Source organism: Bradyrhizobium niftali (assembly GCF_004571025.1).
In the GTDB taxonomy this organism is placed as follows: Bacteria; Pseudomonadota; Alphaproteobacteria; order Rhizobiales; family Xanthobacteraceae; genus Bradyrhizobium; species Bradyrhizobium niftali.
Genome location: NZ_SPQT01000003.1, coordinates 160365 through 173315, shown reverse-complemented (window position 1 = coordinate 173315; position 12951 = coordinate 160365). Strand labels below are relative to the sequence as shown.

Genomic DNA, 12951 nt, shown 5'->3' with positions numbered 1-12951 from the left:
ATGACGAACGTCAGCCGCTCCAGGCTTTGCCTTGGTTTTGCAATCGCTGCAGCGCTGACGTTGCTTTCGGCCCCAGCCGGGGCCGAAGAGCGCGTCGTCAACTTCTACAACTGGTCCAACGACATGGCGCCGGATGTCTTGGAAGCCTTCACCAAGGAAACCGGCATCAAGGTCGTCTACGACACCTTCGACGCCAACGAGACGCTGGAGACACGCCTGATGGCCGGCAAGTCCGGCTACGACGTGGTGGTGCCCACGGCCTATTTCCTGCAGCGCCAGATCAAGGCGAATATCTTCCAGAAGCTCGACAAGTCGAAGCTGCCGAACCTTGGCCATGCCTGGCCCGTGGTGACGCAGCGCCTCGGCATCTACGATCCCGGCAACGTCTACGCCGCCAACTACATGTGGGGCACGACCGGCATCGGCTACAATGTCGCCAAGGTGAAGCAGATCCTCGGCCCCGACGCCAAGATCGACAGCTGGGACATCGTCTTCAAGCCGGAGAACCTCGCCAAGTTTAGGGATTGCGGCGTGCACATGCTCGACTCCGCCGACGACATCTTCCCGGCGGCGCTGAGCTATCTCGGGCTCGATCCGAACTCGACCAAGCAGGCGGACCTGGAGAAGGCCGCCGACGTCGTCGCGAAAGTCCGCCCGTCGGTGCGAAAATTTCACTCGTCCGAATATCTGAGCGCGCTCGCCACCGGCGAGATCTGCTTCGTGGTCGGCTGGTCCGGCGACATCATGCAGGCCCGTGCCCGCGCGTCCGAGGCCAAGAGCGGCGTCGAGATCGGCTACACCATTCCGAAGGAGGGCGCGCAGATGTTCTTCGACAATCTGGCGATCCCCGCGGATGCCAAGAACGTCAAGGAAGCCTACGAGCTGATCAACTATCTCTACCGCCCCGACGTCGCCGCCAAGAACTCGGACTTCCTGTCGTATGCCAATGGCAACCTCGCCAGCCAGAAGCTGGTCGACCCGAAAATCCTTGGTGACAAGAACATCTATCCGGACGAGGCCACGCTCGCAAAACTGTTCGTCATCACCGCGCGCGAGCCGGCGACCCAGCGCATCATCAACCGGCTCTGGACCAAGGTGAAGACGGGGCGGTAGAGGGGCTGAGACGGAGCAGACGCTCCCCTTGCTCGGTCGTCATGCCCCGGATTGTCCCGGGCATCCACGTCTTTCCTGCCGCGTGGTGATGCGTGGATGGCCGGGTCAAGCCCGGCCATGACAGAGAGAGTTCTGTCCGCTACCGCCACCTGCGGTGCAGCCACAGCCACTGCTCCGGATGCTCGCGCACCCAGCCTTCCACCACATTCGTGATCGCCTGCGTCGTGCCCTGGATGTCGATCTTGCCGTCGGCATCGCGGACGGGCGGGACTTCCTCCGTCAGCTCCGCGGCGAAGCGGCCGCCGGGCTTGCGGATGACGCGGACGCCGTGGATCGGGCATTCGACCTGGCGGAGCAGGCGCGCCAGCATCGGATTGGCGCGGGTCTTGCGGCCGAAGAAGGTGACCTCGACGCCGCCGGTCAAATACTGGTCGATCAGCATGGCTACGTGCTTGCCGTCCTTCAGCGCCTGCGCAAGGCGCAGCGGGGCGTCGCGGCCCGCCGGGATCAGCGTGCCCATGTTGACCTGGCGCATCTCCTGGATGATGCGGTCGGCGGAGGCGATGTTCGGCCGGCGATAGAGAATCGCGGCATCCAGCCCATGCGCGACGGCGGCGAGCGCCGGCAATTCCCAGTTCGCGAGGTGTGCGGCGAAGATCAGCGCCGGCTTGCCGTCGTCGCGGATCTGGTCGAACAGCTCGATGCTGCGCTTCGGCAATTCGATCCGGCTCACTTCCGGATGGTCGCGGTCGTAATCCCAGACGTGGTCCATATGGGCGAATTCGGCGCCGACGCGGCCGAGATTGTCCCAGACGCCCATCAGGATCTGTTCGATCTCCTCCGCCGATTTTTCGGGAAAAGCGGCCACCAGATTGGCGCGGCCGATGCGGTGCTCGCGCAGGCGCGGGCCGATCAGCTTCACAACGCGTGAGAAGAAGTCCGAGGTCTTGACCGGATCGAAATAGCGCGTGGTGCGCAGCATGCCGACGGTAGCGGCGCCGATCAGGGTGCCGCCGACCGATTTGGCAGCCTCCCGCGCGCGGGCCTTGATGCTCGCAGTCAGCAGCGCCATGCGTCCGGTCAGGCCGGTTCGCGGGTCAGGATCAGCGAGGCGTTCTGGCCGCCGAAGCCGAACGAGTTCGACATCACCGCGGTGACGCGGGCGTCGCGCGCCTTGTTGCCGACGACGTCGAACAGGATCGTGGGATCCGGGGTCTCGTAATTGATCGTCGGCGGGATGCGCTGATGCTCGAGGGTGAGCAGCGAGAAGATCGCTTCCACGGCGCCTGCGGCCGAGATGGTGTGGCCGACCATCGACTTGTTGGACGTGACCGGGATCTTCTGCGCGAGCTCGCCGAACACGGCCGATGTCGTGTTGAACTCCATCTTGTCGTTTTCGGGCGTCGCGGTGCCGTGCGCGTTGATGTGGTCGATCTGGTCCGGGGTCATGCCGGCATCGGCCAGCGTCTTGTTCATGCAGCCGATGATCGGCTTGCCGTCGGGCGAGGAGCGGGTGCGATGGAAGGAATCGGTGAGCTCGCCGCAGCCGGCGATCACGCCGAGGATCTTCGCACCGCGCGCGGTCGCCGCTTCATAGCTTTCCAGCACCAGCGCGCCGGCGCCTTCGGCCATGACGAAGCCGTCGCGGTTCTTGGAGAAGGGGCGGGAGGCCGCCTGCGGCGGATCGTTCTGGGTCGACAGCGCCGAGAGCAGGGAGAAGCGCACCAGCGCTTCCGGGTTCACCGTGCCGTCGGTTGCGACGCACAGCGCGGCATCGGTCTCGCCGCGGCGGATCGCTTCGACGCCGAGCTGGATCGAGGTCGCGCCCGAGGCGCAGGCCGTCGACAGCGAGATCGGCGAGCCCTTGGTGCCGAAAGTCTCGGCGAGATAGGCTGCGACCGAGCCGAACATGAAGCGGTGATGATAGGCGCTGTACTTGCCGCCGCCGGAGATGCGCAAGAGATCGTCATAGGTGAAGTCCGGCGAGCCGACGGCGCGGCCGAGCTCGCGGCGCTGCGGCCATTCGACCTCAACCGGTGCGACCGCGAGGAAGAGCGGGCCCGGGAAATCGGCCTTCGCGCCGATGCCGGCCTGCTCGAGCGCTTCCTGGGTCACGATCTCGGCCATCCGCTCGGACAGGCCGGTGGAGGAGAACGGATCGACGCTGACGAAATCGACCGTGCCGGCCATCGTCGTCTTCAGGCCGTCGACCGGAAAGCGCGTGATGGTGCGGATGCCGGATTCGCCGGCGACGAGCTTCGCCCAATTGTCGGCCTTGCCGGCGCCGAGCGAGGTCATGATGCCCATGCCGGTGACGACGACGACGGGACGCCCGAATTTGTCGCGTGGTGCAGTCATGTCGATCCCCCGCTAGAGCTAGCTCACGGCCTCGACCAGCGCCATGCCTTCGCCGCGCCAGTGTCCGGCCCCCACGACCACAATCTGGGTGGGCGCTCCCTGCATTTCAATCTCGGTCCCCGTGGAATCGTTCGGCGGGAACAGTGCGCCGCGCGAGATCGAGAGCGCGGCGAGCGCGATTCCGAGCGGGAATTGCGTCTCCATGGTGTGTCCGAACATCGTGCCGGTCGAGCGCACCGGGAAGTCGGCGTGGCCCTTCAGGAAGCCGCGCTCCTCGGATGTCGCGGGCTCTGCGCCGGTCGCACCCGTGATGATCGCGCCCTTGCCCTCGCGCTTCGGCAGCTTGGCCCAAAGCTTCTCCAGCGTCGCGGCCATGTCGCCGGGCTGCTTGCGCCGGGCGAGATCGGCCACCACGCTCGACAGTTTTGCGAACGGCTTGGCGCCGCGGGCTTCCGCGTGCGCGCGCGACTCCAGCACCAGGAAGGCACCGGCCGACCCCAGCGCGAAGCCGGCGTGGTCCTTGCGCGCCCAGACGGGCGCGAATTTGTCCTTCAGGTTGAAGTCGCCGAATTCGTAGAGGACCATGAGGTCCTTGCGCTCGCCATTGTGCGAGCCGCCGATCAGAGCGATGTCGCTCTCGCCCGAGCCGATGCGCGCAAGTGCGATGCGCGCCGCATCGGCGCCCGCGACCTCTTCGCCCATGAAGGTGCGCGAGGTGCCGCCAAGCCCATGCACGATGGCGATATTGCCGGCGAGGAGATTGGAGAGCTGGGCCAGAAACAGCGTCGGCCTGAGATCGCTCATCAGGCGTTCGTTGAGGAAGCCGGGCGCGTTCGCCCCCTTGGCCTCGGCCGTGAGCACGCCGGTGTCGACGTTGAGATCGCGCTCGCCGCCGCCGGCGGCCACGACCATGTCGATCTTCGACAGGATGTCCTTGTTGCCCTTGATCCCCGCGGAGTCGAGCGCGAGGCCCGCGGCATAGGTGCCGATGCGCTGCCAGGCTTCCATCTGGCGCTGGTCGCCCTTCTTCGGGATCTGGGTGTCGAAGGTAACAGGCATCAGGGGATGCATGATGTAGGGCGCAAAGCCCTTCTCATCGACATTGATGCGCTTCTCCTGGAGCGCGGCCCAGTTGGCGTCGAGGCCCTCGCCGAGCGAGGTGGCAAGGCCAATGCCGGTGATCCAGACTTCCGTCTGGCCGGGCTTCGAAGCGGTGTCGGTCATGGCGATACGGCCTGTTGCGGAAAGCCGACGCGCTCGGCGACTTTCGCCATGTATCCGCGCATGTCCGCATTGGGGAAGGGGATCAGCGTGAAGGTGAGCGCCGAATTCGCGCGCAGCTTGCCGCCGACCCTGATCTTGGCTTCGGTCATGGCGTAGCCCGAGCCCTCATGGGTGAGGCTCGCCTCGATGCTCATGAGATCGCCGGGGAATACCGAGCCGCGCACCTTGGCCTCCTTGACGGCGGCCAGGATCGGCATGCGCTCGAACTTGAACACGCCGAGCTGAAGCCAGCCCGAGGCCTGCGCCATCGATTCGATCAGGAGCACGCCGGGCATCAAGGGATAGCCCGGGAAGTGCCCCTCGAAGATGGTGCTTTCCTTCGGGACCTGGGCCTCGACGACGATCCTCTTCTCGTCGACCCTGAGGTCGACGATGCGATCGATCATGTGGAAGTATTCGAGTTGCATGGCCGCCCGATTAGGCGCTCGCGCCCTTGGCTGCAACCAGCTCGTCGATGCGCGCGCACAGGTTCTTCAGCACGAAATATTGTTCGGTGGTCGCTTTGCCGTCGTTGACCTCCTGGGTCCACTTTTCCAGCGGCAGCTTGATTCCGAACTGCTTGTCGATCGCAAAGGCGATATCGAGGAAATCGAGGCTGTCGATGCCGAGGTCATCGATGGCGTGGCTATCCGGCGTGATCGTGTCGCGCGGGATGTCGCAGGTTTCAGCGATGATCGTAGCGACCTGATCGAATGTAGAGGACATCACTAAGCCTTTGATATATTGCGGATATTTGTCAGATGTTCCAGAGTGGCATGGCGGGTGGGCATCGCGCCCCTGATGACGCCCTCAACCCCCCTCTGGCCGGGTCGAGAGCCCGTATATCGGAGCGCCGCCCTGAGTTCAATGGAGCCGGACAGGCCATGGGGACAGCAAGGCACGGAGCTGGGGATGCCTGCCGGAGCCTCTTTTCGCGAGGGACGATCGCGTCGGACTGGGAAGCCTGGGGCGCTCTGCCTCCACAGCGTCATGGCCGGGCATTGTCCCGGCCATCCACGCCTTGCCTTGCGGCACAAAGAGCGTGGATCCCTGGGACAAGCCCGGGCATGACGACCTCTGGGTAGGCGGGCGTGCCTAGATGAGCGGCGTCGTGATCTTGGCGCAGTCGCGGCGGCCCATCAGCACGCAATCCTGGGTCCGGCGCAGGTCGGCGATGCTCACGGCGAGCCAGATCCCGATCGCGGTCAGCGCGATGGTGAAGGCGAGTGCGGCGATGTTGGCGAGCATGCGGTGGCGGAAATCGTCCGGCTCGGTGCGGGGCTGCTCGTAGCGCGACAGGTCCAGCGGCTTGGGCGCGCCGCGCAGCGGCTGCACGGTGCCGTTGCCCCGGTGGACCGTCGGGGAGGGTGAGGTGCGCGGCCTGAACTGGAGCACCCGGTGCTCCTCATCAGAGCTTATGGGCCGCTGGGATTTCATGGGGCGAGGATCACTCCGAAGCAGCGATTTTTTGATAGCACAGGTGGTGAACGCGTTGCAGAAAATCTTCTCAACGCGTACGTGCATTGCGCTTTTGCACTACCTCTTCGTGAGGGCCCGCGACGGATCGCGGAAGCGGTCGTCATGCCGGCGTGAGGACGCGGGGGGTGCGTTGCAACACCAGCCATGGCGCCTGCCGCGCCTGGTCCCGCGAACATCGGCTTGTGATCTTCCTGTCCGGGCCGAACGCATTTTGTCGCCGCCGCGCCCATGGCATAATCCATGGGAACCTGGACGACCGGTTGCATCAATGTGAGAGGGCCCTTCGACCATGACCACGAACGCGCGCGAGCCGAGAGTGCATCCGGTGCCGATCCTGTCGCTTCGGCCGACGCAGATGACGGTCGGCATGCGCGAGGTCAAGGAGAAGCGCAAGCGCTGGCGCGAGCACGACCGCAGGAAGCAGGCCGATCTGCTCGGCAAGCACATGATCCCCGTCGTGTACGGGCCGGACGAGCGCTACTACGTGATCGACCATCATCATCTCGGCCGCGCATTGCACGACGAGGGCGTCAAGGAGGTGCTGGTGACCGTCGTCGGCGACCTCAGGATGGTCGAGCGCGAGGCCTTCTGGGGCGTGATGGACAACAAGCGCTGGGTCTACCCTTACGATTCCAAGGGGGAGAGGCGGCAGTTCCGGGACCTGCCGAAATCGGTTGCCGATCTCAAGGACGATCCTTTCCGCAGCCTTGCCGGCGAGCTCCGCCGCCTGGGCGGCTTCGCCAAGGACACCACGCCGTTCTCCGAATTCCTGTGGGCGGACTTTCTGCGCCGTAAACTGTCGCGCAAGGCGGTGGATGCCGATTTCGACAAGGCGCTCGAGAAGGCCATGTCCGCGGCCAAGAGCAAGGATGCGATCTATCTGCCCGGCTGGTGCGGGCCGGCGTCGGACGATTAGGCGCGGGCGCTCACATCAATCGCGTTGGAAGATCTTGGCGCCGGGGTAGACGCGCCGGGCGTACGTGACGACCAGCGCGCGGTCCTGGGTTTCCAGGAAGGGCGTTCGGATCTGACACGATCCGACAATGAGATGCCACAGACCATTGAGCTTCCGGATGACGACGTTCATTTGAGTATTCCTCGAAGACTCTGCATTCCAGCGCAGTCTTGCGATTCACGATCGCGATCGCAGGCGTAAAATTCCCAACGCCGCTCCCGTTCCGCTGCAAGACACTGCACCCTTGTTAGTTGGTTACGGCATGCGGCCCTGTGAGCCGGATCTCATCACAGCTGCTTGAGCGAAATCATTTTCCGCGCCCATGAAACCATCCTGAAACAGAACCGTCCCAACTGTTGGGGGTAGTCGAGCTCACACAGGAGGCCGAGATGCGCCGTCTGGTTTTCGGAATTGCCTTGCTCGCCGTTGCCTCAGCAGGCATCTCGGCGTCCTTCGCCGCAGTTCACCACGCCAAGACGTTGACATTTTCCGAGCGCTTTGCCCCGGCGCTCGAGTTGATGGCGAAGCGATAGCGGCGTAGCGCGTCGCAGCCGCGGGCCGATCACTTTGGGTGTTGCGGTCCCGGCGAGGACAGCAGGCGCTCCATCTCCGCGGCCGCCTCGCCATCGCGTGCCTTCTGCAACAGCGTGTGGCGCTCGGCGCCGGCCGGGAGCTTTCTGGCGGCGGCGCGGGCTTCTTGCGTGAACTTGTCCAGGCGCTCCTGGAGCGACAGAGCCGGTCGCGTGCGGTTGCGTTTCTTGGTCATGGTTTGGCCTTTCCGACACACCGAGCCAACCATGTGGACGCGAGCGGCGTCCTTAACTTTTGTTGGAACCCGCGGCGCGGATCCCGGGTTTCATTCCAGCCGGCGCCCAGCGCGCCATGATTCGAATTCATGCGAACGGAGCGACTTCGCGTGCCCAGCGATACGATCCGTGCTGCGCTTGTCAGGCGTTTGCGCATCTCTTCCGGCATCTCGGAGGAGGATGTCAGGGAAATCGAAGCGCTTCCGATCGCAGTGAGACAGTATCCGGCGGAAACGCCCGTGGTGAGAGATGGCGAGCGGGCCACCGAATGCTGCCTGATTGTCGAGGGATTTTGCGCACGCTCCAAGACGATCGCGAGCGGGAAGCGACAGATTCTCTCACTGCACATTCCCGGCGAGATCCCGGACCTGATGAGCCTGTTCCTGCACGTGATGGACCATGAGCTCTCGACGTTGACGGCGTGCACGCTGGGCTTCATCAGCCACGATACGCTGCGAAGATTGCACCAACGCAGGCCGGTCGTCGCCGAGATGTTTTGGCGGGATACGCTGATCGACGCCGCGATGTTTCGCGAATGGATCGTCAATGTCGGCCAGCGTCCGGCGCCTGCGCGCCTCGCCCATGTCATGATCGAGCTGCGCGAGCGCCTCAGGGTCATCGGTCGCGTGGACGACGAAAATTTCGAGATGCCGCTGACCCAGGAGCAGATCGGCGAAGCCCTGGGGATCACGGCGGTCCACGCCAACCGGGTGATCAAGCAGTTGCGCCAGGATGGCATCGTCGAATTTCAGCGTGGCCGCGTCACCGTACTCGACGAGGCTCGATTTTTGGAACTCGCGGATTTCGACGGTCGTTATCTCCACCAGTCGCCGACGCTTTGAGCCGCCCGATGCCGCAATTCCATTTCGAGGGGACGCCGTTCCTGAAAGTGTCGATTATGCTGGATGTCGAGGAAGCCTAGGCGGCAGACCGGGTCGAACGTGCGGCCCAACGGCGCAGGTGAATTTGACGTATCGCAAACCGACGTCGCTGCCGGCCGCTAAGGTCCGCCGGCATGACAGCCGAACCAGCATTGCGCTCCCGCCTCGCCAGGTGGGCTCCGGATCATGCCGACCTGGAGACACGACGATGAGCCTGATCCTTCGCATTCTGTTTGTCATCGCCGGAGCCATCACGGCGCTGTTCGTTGCGCGTGATGCGCTGAACTTCACCATCATCCAGACCTTCGTCGCCATACTGCTCGTGACGGCCGTCCTGCTCGCCGGAAGTCTCTGGAGCCTGCGGCGGAAGACGTGAGCGGCACGGAAGCCACGAGACCGGCCGGGCTGAGCGAGGCCGAGGCCCGGGCGCGGCTGGAAGAAGACGGCGCCAACGAATTGCCTCGGCCCGAACGACGCAGTCCCCTGCGCATCATCATGGAAGTGCTGCGCGAGCCGATGCTCGTGCTGCTGCTCTGTGGTGGGCTGGTCTACCTCGTGCTCGGCGATCTCAGGGAAGCGCTGATCCTTCTGGTCTTCGGTGCGATGTCGATCGTGATCACGGTGGTGCAGGAGACCCGGACCGAGCGCGTGCTGGAAGCCTTGCGCGACCTGAGCAGCCCGCGCGCGCTCGTGGTGCGGGACGGTGCGCGTCGACGCATCGCGGGCCGCGAGGTCGTGCGCGGCGATCTTCTCGTTCTTGGCGAAGGGGACCGGATTCCGGCCGACGCCGCGCTGGTGGACGCCCGCGATCTGCAAATCGACGAGTCGCTGCTGACCGGCGAGTCGGTGCCCGTCCGCAAGCAGGTCGCCGACAAGGCCGCGTCAGCCGATCACCGGCCGGGCGGCGAGGATCAGCCCTTCGTGTATTCCGGTTCTCTCGTCGTGCGCGGCGAGGGGCTGGCGCTGGTGGAGGCCACCGGCCCGCGCAGCGAGATCGGGAAGATCGGGCTGTCGCTGCGCGGCTTGCAGGCCGAGCCGCCCCGGCTTCAGCAACAGACCGCAAGACTGGTGCGGCTCTGCTTCCTCGGCGGTGCCGTGGTCAGCCTGGCGGCCATCGTGCTCTACGGAGTCTTGCGTGGGGATTGGCTGCAAGCGCTGCTTGCGGGCATCGCCATCGGCATGGCGATGCTGCCGGAAGAATTTGGCGTCGTGCTCACCGTCTTCATGGCGATGGGAGCCTGGCGGATTTCACAAGCCCGCGTCCTGACGCGGCGAGCCGCCGCCATCGAGGTCCTCGGTTCTGCGACCGTTCTGTGCACCGACAAGACCGGGACACTGACGCAGAACCAGATGTCCGTCGCCGAGCTGCGGCTGCTCGACGGGGCACGCATGCGTCCGGAGACGGCCGGGCGGGATGATGCGAGGCCCGAATTTGCCGAGCTGGCGCGTTGCGGTGCTCTGGCGAGCTCTCCGGAGCCGTTCGACCCGATGGAGAAGGCTCTGCATCTGTTCGCGCATGCCGTCTTGCGGGGAGACGATGCGCCGGATGGCGAGCGGACGCTGGCGCGTGGCTACGGTCTGCGCCCCGAACTGCTGGCCATGACGCAGGTCTGGCGGATAGCCGGCCGGGCGGACCTCCTCGCATGCGCCAAGGGGGCGCCCGAAGCGATTGCGAGGCTGTGCAGAATGAATGCTGCCGATCAAGAATCGGTGCGCGATGCCGCCAGCGCGATGGCGAAGGACGGGCTTCGCGTGCTGGGGGTGGCCGTTACCGTGTGCGATGACGCGTCACTCCCGCCGTCGCAGGAGGCTTTCGCGTTTCGATTTGCCGGTCTGGTCGGGCTTGCCGATCCACTGCGGCCCCATGTCCCGGAGGCGGTTGGCGAATGCCGCGCGGCGGGGATCCGCGTCGTCATGATCACGGGCGATTATCCGGCAACAGCCGTTGCCATCGCGAACCAGGCCGGGCTCGATGTTCGTGACGTCATGACCGGCGATCAGGTCAGGCTGGCGGACGACTCGGAGCTCGCGGGACGCGTCGGGCATGTGAACGTGTTCGCCCGGGTCTTGCCGGAACAGAAGCTGCGCATCGTCCAGGCGATGAAGCTCAACGGCGAGATCGTGGCGATGACCGGCGACGGCGTCAACGACGCGCCCTCGCTCAAGGCCGCCCACATCGGCATCGCGATGGGAGGGCGCGGGACCGACGTCGCGCGAGAGGCGTCGGCGATCGTGTTGCTCGATGACGATTTCGGTTCGATCGTGTCGGCCATTCGTCTGGGCCGCCGCATCTACGACAATCTGCGCAAGGCAATGGCCTTCATCTTCGCCGTTCATGTCCCGATCGCCGGACTTGCGCTGTTGCCTCTGGTCTTCGGGTTGCCGCTGATCCTCAGTCCGGTGCACATCGCGTTTCTGGAGCTGATCATCGACCCCGTCTGCGCGCTGGTGTTCGAGGCGGAGCGGGGCGAGCGCGATGCGATGACGCGTCCGCCGCGACGGCCTGATTCCGAGCTTTTTTCATGGGCATTGGTTGGCTGGAGCGTGCTTCAGGGCGCCCTCGCATTTGCCCTGACCGCCATCATCTTCGTCGGGGCGCTTCGCTCCGGTCTCGTCGCCGACGAGGCGAGGGCGCTTGCCTTCGTGACGCTCGTCGTCTGCATCGTCGCTCTGGTCCTGGTCAACCGGTCCTTCAGCGCGTCGTTCGCGTCCGCATTCTTCCGGCCAAATCCTGCATTGATCTGGATCTTCGCAGGCGTCGCTCTCGTTCTCGCCACCGCGCTGCTCTGGCCGCCGGCCTCCAGCCTGTTCCGCTTCGGTCCGCTGCATGCGGACGATCTGATGATCACGCTCGGCGCGGGGCTGCTGGTGCTGACCGTGCTCGAATTGCTGAAACCGATTTGGGCGCGGCGACTTCGGTTCTAGCGACCGCTCAGGTCTCCCGATGCATCACCGACTCGCGCGGCTCCGTCTTCCCTTACGCAGCGCCAAGGCGGTACGGATAGATTGGACGTCTGCTTCACGCAGCCGCGTCGCGATCGATCTTCCGTAATCGCACGAAGGCGGCCCAGGCCCGCGGATATTCCTTGTCCGTGGGATCGATCGTCAGCAGCGCGCGGCATGCCTCCTTGATCTCTTCCGGCGAAGGACGCCTCGTTGGCCCCTCGGCTGATTTCGACTGCTCCCAGCGAGCCTCGATATCCTTCGCAAAAGCCAGGGCCTCGGCGGTCGTCCGCTTCTGCGTCGATTTCGCCAGGGAATGGCCCGGGGGGAACGTCGGCCATGCGGCCGGCGGCTGGTCGACACGCCACGTGAGTTCATCCTTCCGTGTCGCCTCCACGCGCGAACCTGGATGCTGCTCTGCTGGCGTCCAGCCTGCCCCGGCCGAACCTGACGAGACCGCCGATCCCGGCGCGATTGCCGAACCTGGTGCGTGTGCTGCCGTCTGTCCGGCCAACTGGCCAAGCTGCTGTTCCATTGTTCCGCCGCTGGACTTGGGGATGACCTTTTCGACGGTCTTGATCATCGACAGGGCGCCGGGCGAGATCAGCGTCCTCTGGTCGGCAATTTTGTCGTCGGCCGCGATTGGGCAGGGCTTGTATGTCGAGCGCTGCGACGTGATCCGACCGTCGTCGTCGATACGGGCATAATCGATCGCGACGGTGTAAACGAAGGCGGTCTCAACATACTGCCTCTCCTTGTCCATCGCCTTCACGGAGCCGCACACGTATCTTGCGTCGTCCGCGTCGACCGTTCGCAAGCCGCTAAAATGAGCTGAATTCGGCTCGATGAGGACGCGTGCGACGGCGGCTCGCGCCATGCCGTGCTCCGATTGAAGCATGCTCCATATTTCGCCGGGGTTGATGGCGTCGGGCTGATAGTTCCATGCGTATCCAGCGGCGAAGAACGTTACGCCGATGCAAGTCGCGACGGCGAATGCTCGCACGTTCATAAGACGGATCCCCTAAGCAGGCACGACTCATCCGCGTCTCCGTTGACGGAGACTGCGCGAGTTGTGTCGAAGTATTTCTGCTAGTTGAAGGTGAGTGTCTTAATAAAACGTATCTGATTGTGAAAACGTTTTTGTTCCCGTCAA

Annotated in this window: 15 protein-coding genes; 6 read left to right on the top strand and 9 right to left on the bottom strand. The window is 64.8% G+C overall.

Going from position 1 to position 12951, the window contains the following annotated elements; genetic code table 11:
- On the top strand, window positions 1-1113 hold the full coding sequence (locus E4K65_RS09550; protein WP_135173931.1) for a polyamine ABC transporter substrate-binding protein: 1113 nt from the start codon (window positions 1-3) through the stop codon (window positions 1111-1113).
- Window positions 1114-1252: 139 nt separating this feature from the next.
- Here the strand turns inward: E4K65_RS09550 and E4K65_RS09545 are convergent, their stop codons facing one another.
- The 6 genes from E4K65_RS09545 to E4K65_RS09515 all read right to left on the bottom strand — a co-directional run bounded on the left by E4K65_RS09545 (window position 1253) and on the right by E4K65_RS09515 (window position 6171).
- Window positions 1253-2185 carry a lipid A biosynthesis lauroyl acyltransferase gene (locus tag E4K65_RS09545; RefSeq protein ID WP_135173930.1) on the bottom strand — a complete coding sequence of 311 codons (933 nt, stop codon included), beginning with the start codon at window positions 2183-2185 and terminating at the stop codon, window positions 1253-1255.
- An 8-nt stretch (window positions 2186-2193) separates the two neighbouring features.
- On the bottom strand, window positions 2194-3471 hold the full coding sequence (locus E4K65_RS09540; protein ID WP_135173929.1) for a beta-ketoacyl-ACP synthase: 1278 nt from the start codon (window positions 3469-3471) through the stop codon (window positions 2194-2196).
- An 18-nt stretch (window positions 3472-3489) separates the two neighbouring features.
- Window positions 3490-4695 (bottom strand): beta-ketoacyl-ACP synthase, encoded by a 1206-nt coding sequence (locus E4K65_RS09535; protein ID WP_135173928.1) that lies wholly within the window; start codon window positions 4693-4695, stop codon window positions 3490-3492.
- Complete coding sequence (locus E4K65_RS09530; RefSeq protein WP_135173927.1) at window positions 4692-5162, bottom strand: 3-hydroxyacyl-ACP dehydratase FabZ family protein; 471 nt, start codon at window positions 5160-5162, stop codon at window positions 4692-4694. Before E4K65_RS09530 ends, E4K65_RS09535 begins: the two co-directional genes overlap by 4 nt.
- 10 nt (window positions 5163-5172) lie before the next feature.
- Window positions 5173-5460 carry an acyl carrier protein gene (locus E4K65_RS09525; RefSeq protein WP_007592476.1) on the bottom strand — a complete coding sequence of 96 codons (288 nt, stop codon included), beginning with the start codon at window positions 5458-5460 and terminating at the stop codon, window positions 5173-5175.
- A 369-nt stretch (window positions 5461-5829) separates the two neighbouring features.
- Window positions 5830-6171, bottom strand: a complete 342-nt coding sequence (locus E4K65_RS09515; RefSeq protein ID WP_027543251.1) for a hypothetical protein — start codon at window positions 6169-6171, stop codon at window positions 5830-5832.
- 331 nt (window positions 6172-6502) lie between these two features.
- Between E4K65_RS09515 and E4K65_RS09510 the strand changes: the two genes are divergently transcribed.
- Complete coding sequence (locus E4K65_RS09510) at window positions 6503-7129, top strand: ParB-like protein (RefSeq protein WP_027543250.1); 627 nt, start codon at window positions 6503-6505, stop codon at window positions 7127-7129.
- 15 nt (window positions 7130-7144) lie between these two features.
- On the opposite strand, the gene E4K65_RS47100 is transcribed toward E4K65_RS09510, so the two are convergent.
- Window positions 7145-7300, bottom strand: a complete 156-nt coding sequence (locus E4K65_RS47100; protein ID WP_167770677.1) for a hypothetical protein — start codon at window positions 7298-7300, stop codon at window positions 7145-7147.
- 257 nt (window positions 7301-7557) lie between these two features.
- On the opposite strand from E4K65_RS47100, the gene E4K65_RS47095 reads away from it, so the two are divergent.
- A complete protein-coding gene (locus tag E4K65_RS47095) occupies window positions 7558-7701 on the top strand; it encodes a hypothetical protein (protein WP_167770676.1) in 144 nt (47 codons plus the stop codon).
- A gap of 29 nt (window positions 7702-7730) precedes the next feature.
- Here E4K65_RS47095 and E4K65_RS09505 read toward each other — a convergent pair whose 3' ends face one another.
- The gene (locus E4K65_RS09505; protein WP_135173925.1) at window positions 7731-7934 is read right to left on the bottom strand and encodes a hypothetical protein; all 204 of its coding nucleotides are present in this window, start codon (window positions 7932-7934) and stop codon (window positions 7731-7733) included.
- 150 nt (window positions 7935-8084) lie between these two features.
- Here E4K65_RS09505 and E4K65_RS09500 point away from each other — a divergent pair, with 150 nt between their 5' ends.
- The 3 genes from E4K65_RS09500 to E4K65_RS09495 all read left to right on the top strand — a co-directional run bounded on the left by E4K65_RS09500 (window position 8085) and on the right by E4K65_RS09495 (window position 11780).
- Window positions 8085-8816, top strand: coding sequence for a Crp/Fnr family transcriptional regulator (locus tag E4K65_RS09500; RefSeq protein WP_135173924.1), 732 nt, complete (start codon window positions 8085-8087; stop codon window positions 8814-8816).
- A gap of 247 nt (window positions 8817-9063) precedes the next feature.
- Window positions 9064-9231, top strand: a complete 168-nt coding sequence (locus E4K65_RS47090; RefSeq protein WP_167520681.1) for a hypothetical protein — start codon at window positions 9064-9066, stop codon at window positions 9229-9231.
- Entirely contained in the window at window positions 9228-11780 is a 2553-nt protein-coding gene (locus E4K65_RS09495) for an HAD-IC family P-type ATPase (RefSeq protein WP_135173923.1), read from the top strand. Before E4K65_RS47090 ends, E4K65_RS09495 begins: the two co-directional genes overlap by 4 nt.
- Before the next feature lie 94 nt (window positions 11781-11874).
- Here the strand turns inward: E4K65_RS09495 and E4K65_RS09490 are convergent, their stop codons facing one another.
- Window positions 11875-12807 (bottom strand): hypothetical protein, encoded by a 933-nt coding sequence (locus E4K65_RS09490; protein WP_135173922.1) that lies wholly within the window; start codon window positions 12805-12807, stop codon window positions 11875-11877.
- Window positions 12808-12951 lie beyond the last annotated feature (144 nt).

Excerpts from the sequence above, each read along its gene's own strand:
- E4K65_RS09550 (WP_135173931.1), top strand. The coding sequence starts at position 1 with ATGACGAACGTCAGCCGCTCCAGGCTTTGCCTTGGTTTTGCAATCGCT.
- E4K65_RS09545 (WP_135173930.1), bottom strand. The coding sequence starts at position 2,185 with ATGGCGCTGCTGACTGCGAGCATCAAGGCCCGCGCGCGGGAGGCTGCC.
- E4K65_RS09540 (WP_135173929.1), bottom strand. The coding sequence starts at position 3,471 with ATGACTGCACCACGCGACAAATTCGGGCGTCCCGTCGTCGTCGTCACC.
- E4K65_RS09535 (WP_135173928.1), bottom strand. The coding sequence starts at position 4,695 with ATGACCGACACCGCTTCGAAGCCCGGCCAGACGGAAGTCTGGATCACC.
- E4K65_RS09530 (WP_135173927.1), bottom strand. The coding sequence starts at position 5,162 with ATGCAACTCGAATACTTCCACATGATCGATCGCATCGTCGACCTCAGG.
- E4K65_RS09525 (WP_007592476.1), bottom strand. The coding sequence starts at position 5,460 with ATGTCCTCTACATTCGATCAGGTCGCTACGATCATCGCTGAAACCTGC.
- E4K65_RS09515 (WP_027543251.1), bottom strand. The coding sequence starts at position 6,171 with ATGAAATCCCAGCGGCCCATAAGCTCTGATGAGGAGCACCGGGTGCTC.
- E4K65_RS09510 (WP_027543250.1), top strand. The coding sequence starts at position 6,503 with ATGACCACGAACGCGCGCGAGCCGAGAGTGCATCCGGTGCCGATCCTG.
- E4K65_RS47100 (WP_167770677.1), bottom strand. The coding sequence starts at position 7,300 with ATGAACGTCGTCATCCGGAAGCTCAATGGTCTGTGGCATCTCATTGTC.
- E4K65_RS47095 (WP_167770676.1), top strand. The coding sequence starts at position 7,558 with ATGCGCCGTCTGGTTTTCGGAATTGCCTTGCTCGCCGTTGCCTCAGCA.
- E4K65_RS09505 (WP_135173925.1), bottom strand. The coding sequence starts at position 7,934 with ATGACCAAGAAACGCAACCGCACGCGACCGGCTCTGTCGCTCCAGGAG.
- E4K65_RS47090 (WP_167520681.1), top strand. The coding sequence starts at position 9,064 with ATGAGCCTGATCCTTCGCATTCTGTTTGTCATCGCCGGAGCCATCACG.
- E4K65_RS09490 (WP_135173922.1), bottom strand. The coding sequence starts at position 12,807 with ATGAACGTGCGAGCATTCGCCGTCGCGACTTGCATCGGCGTAACGTTC.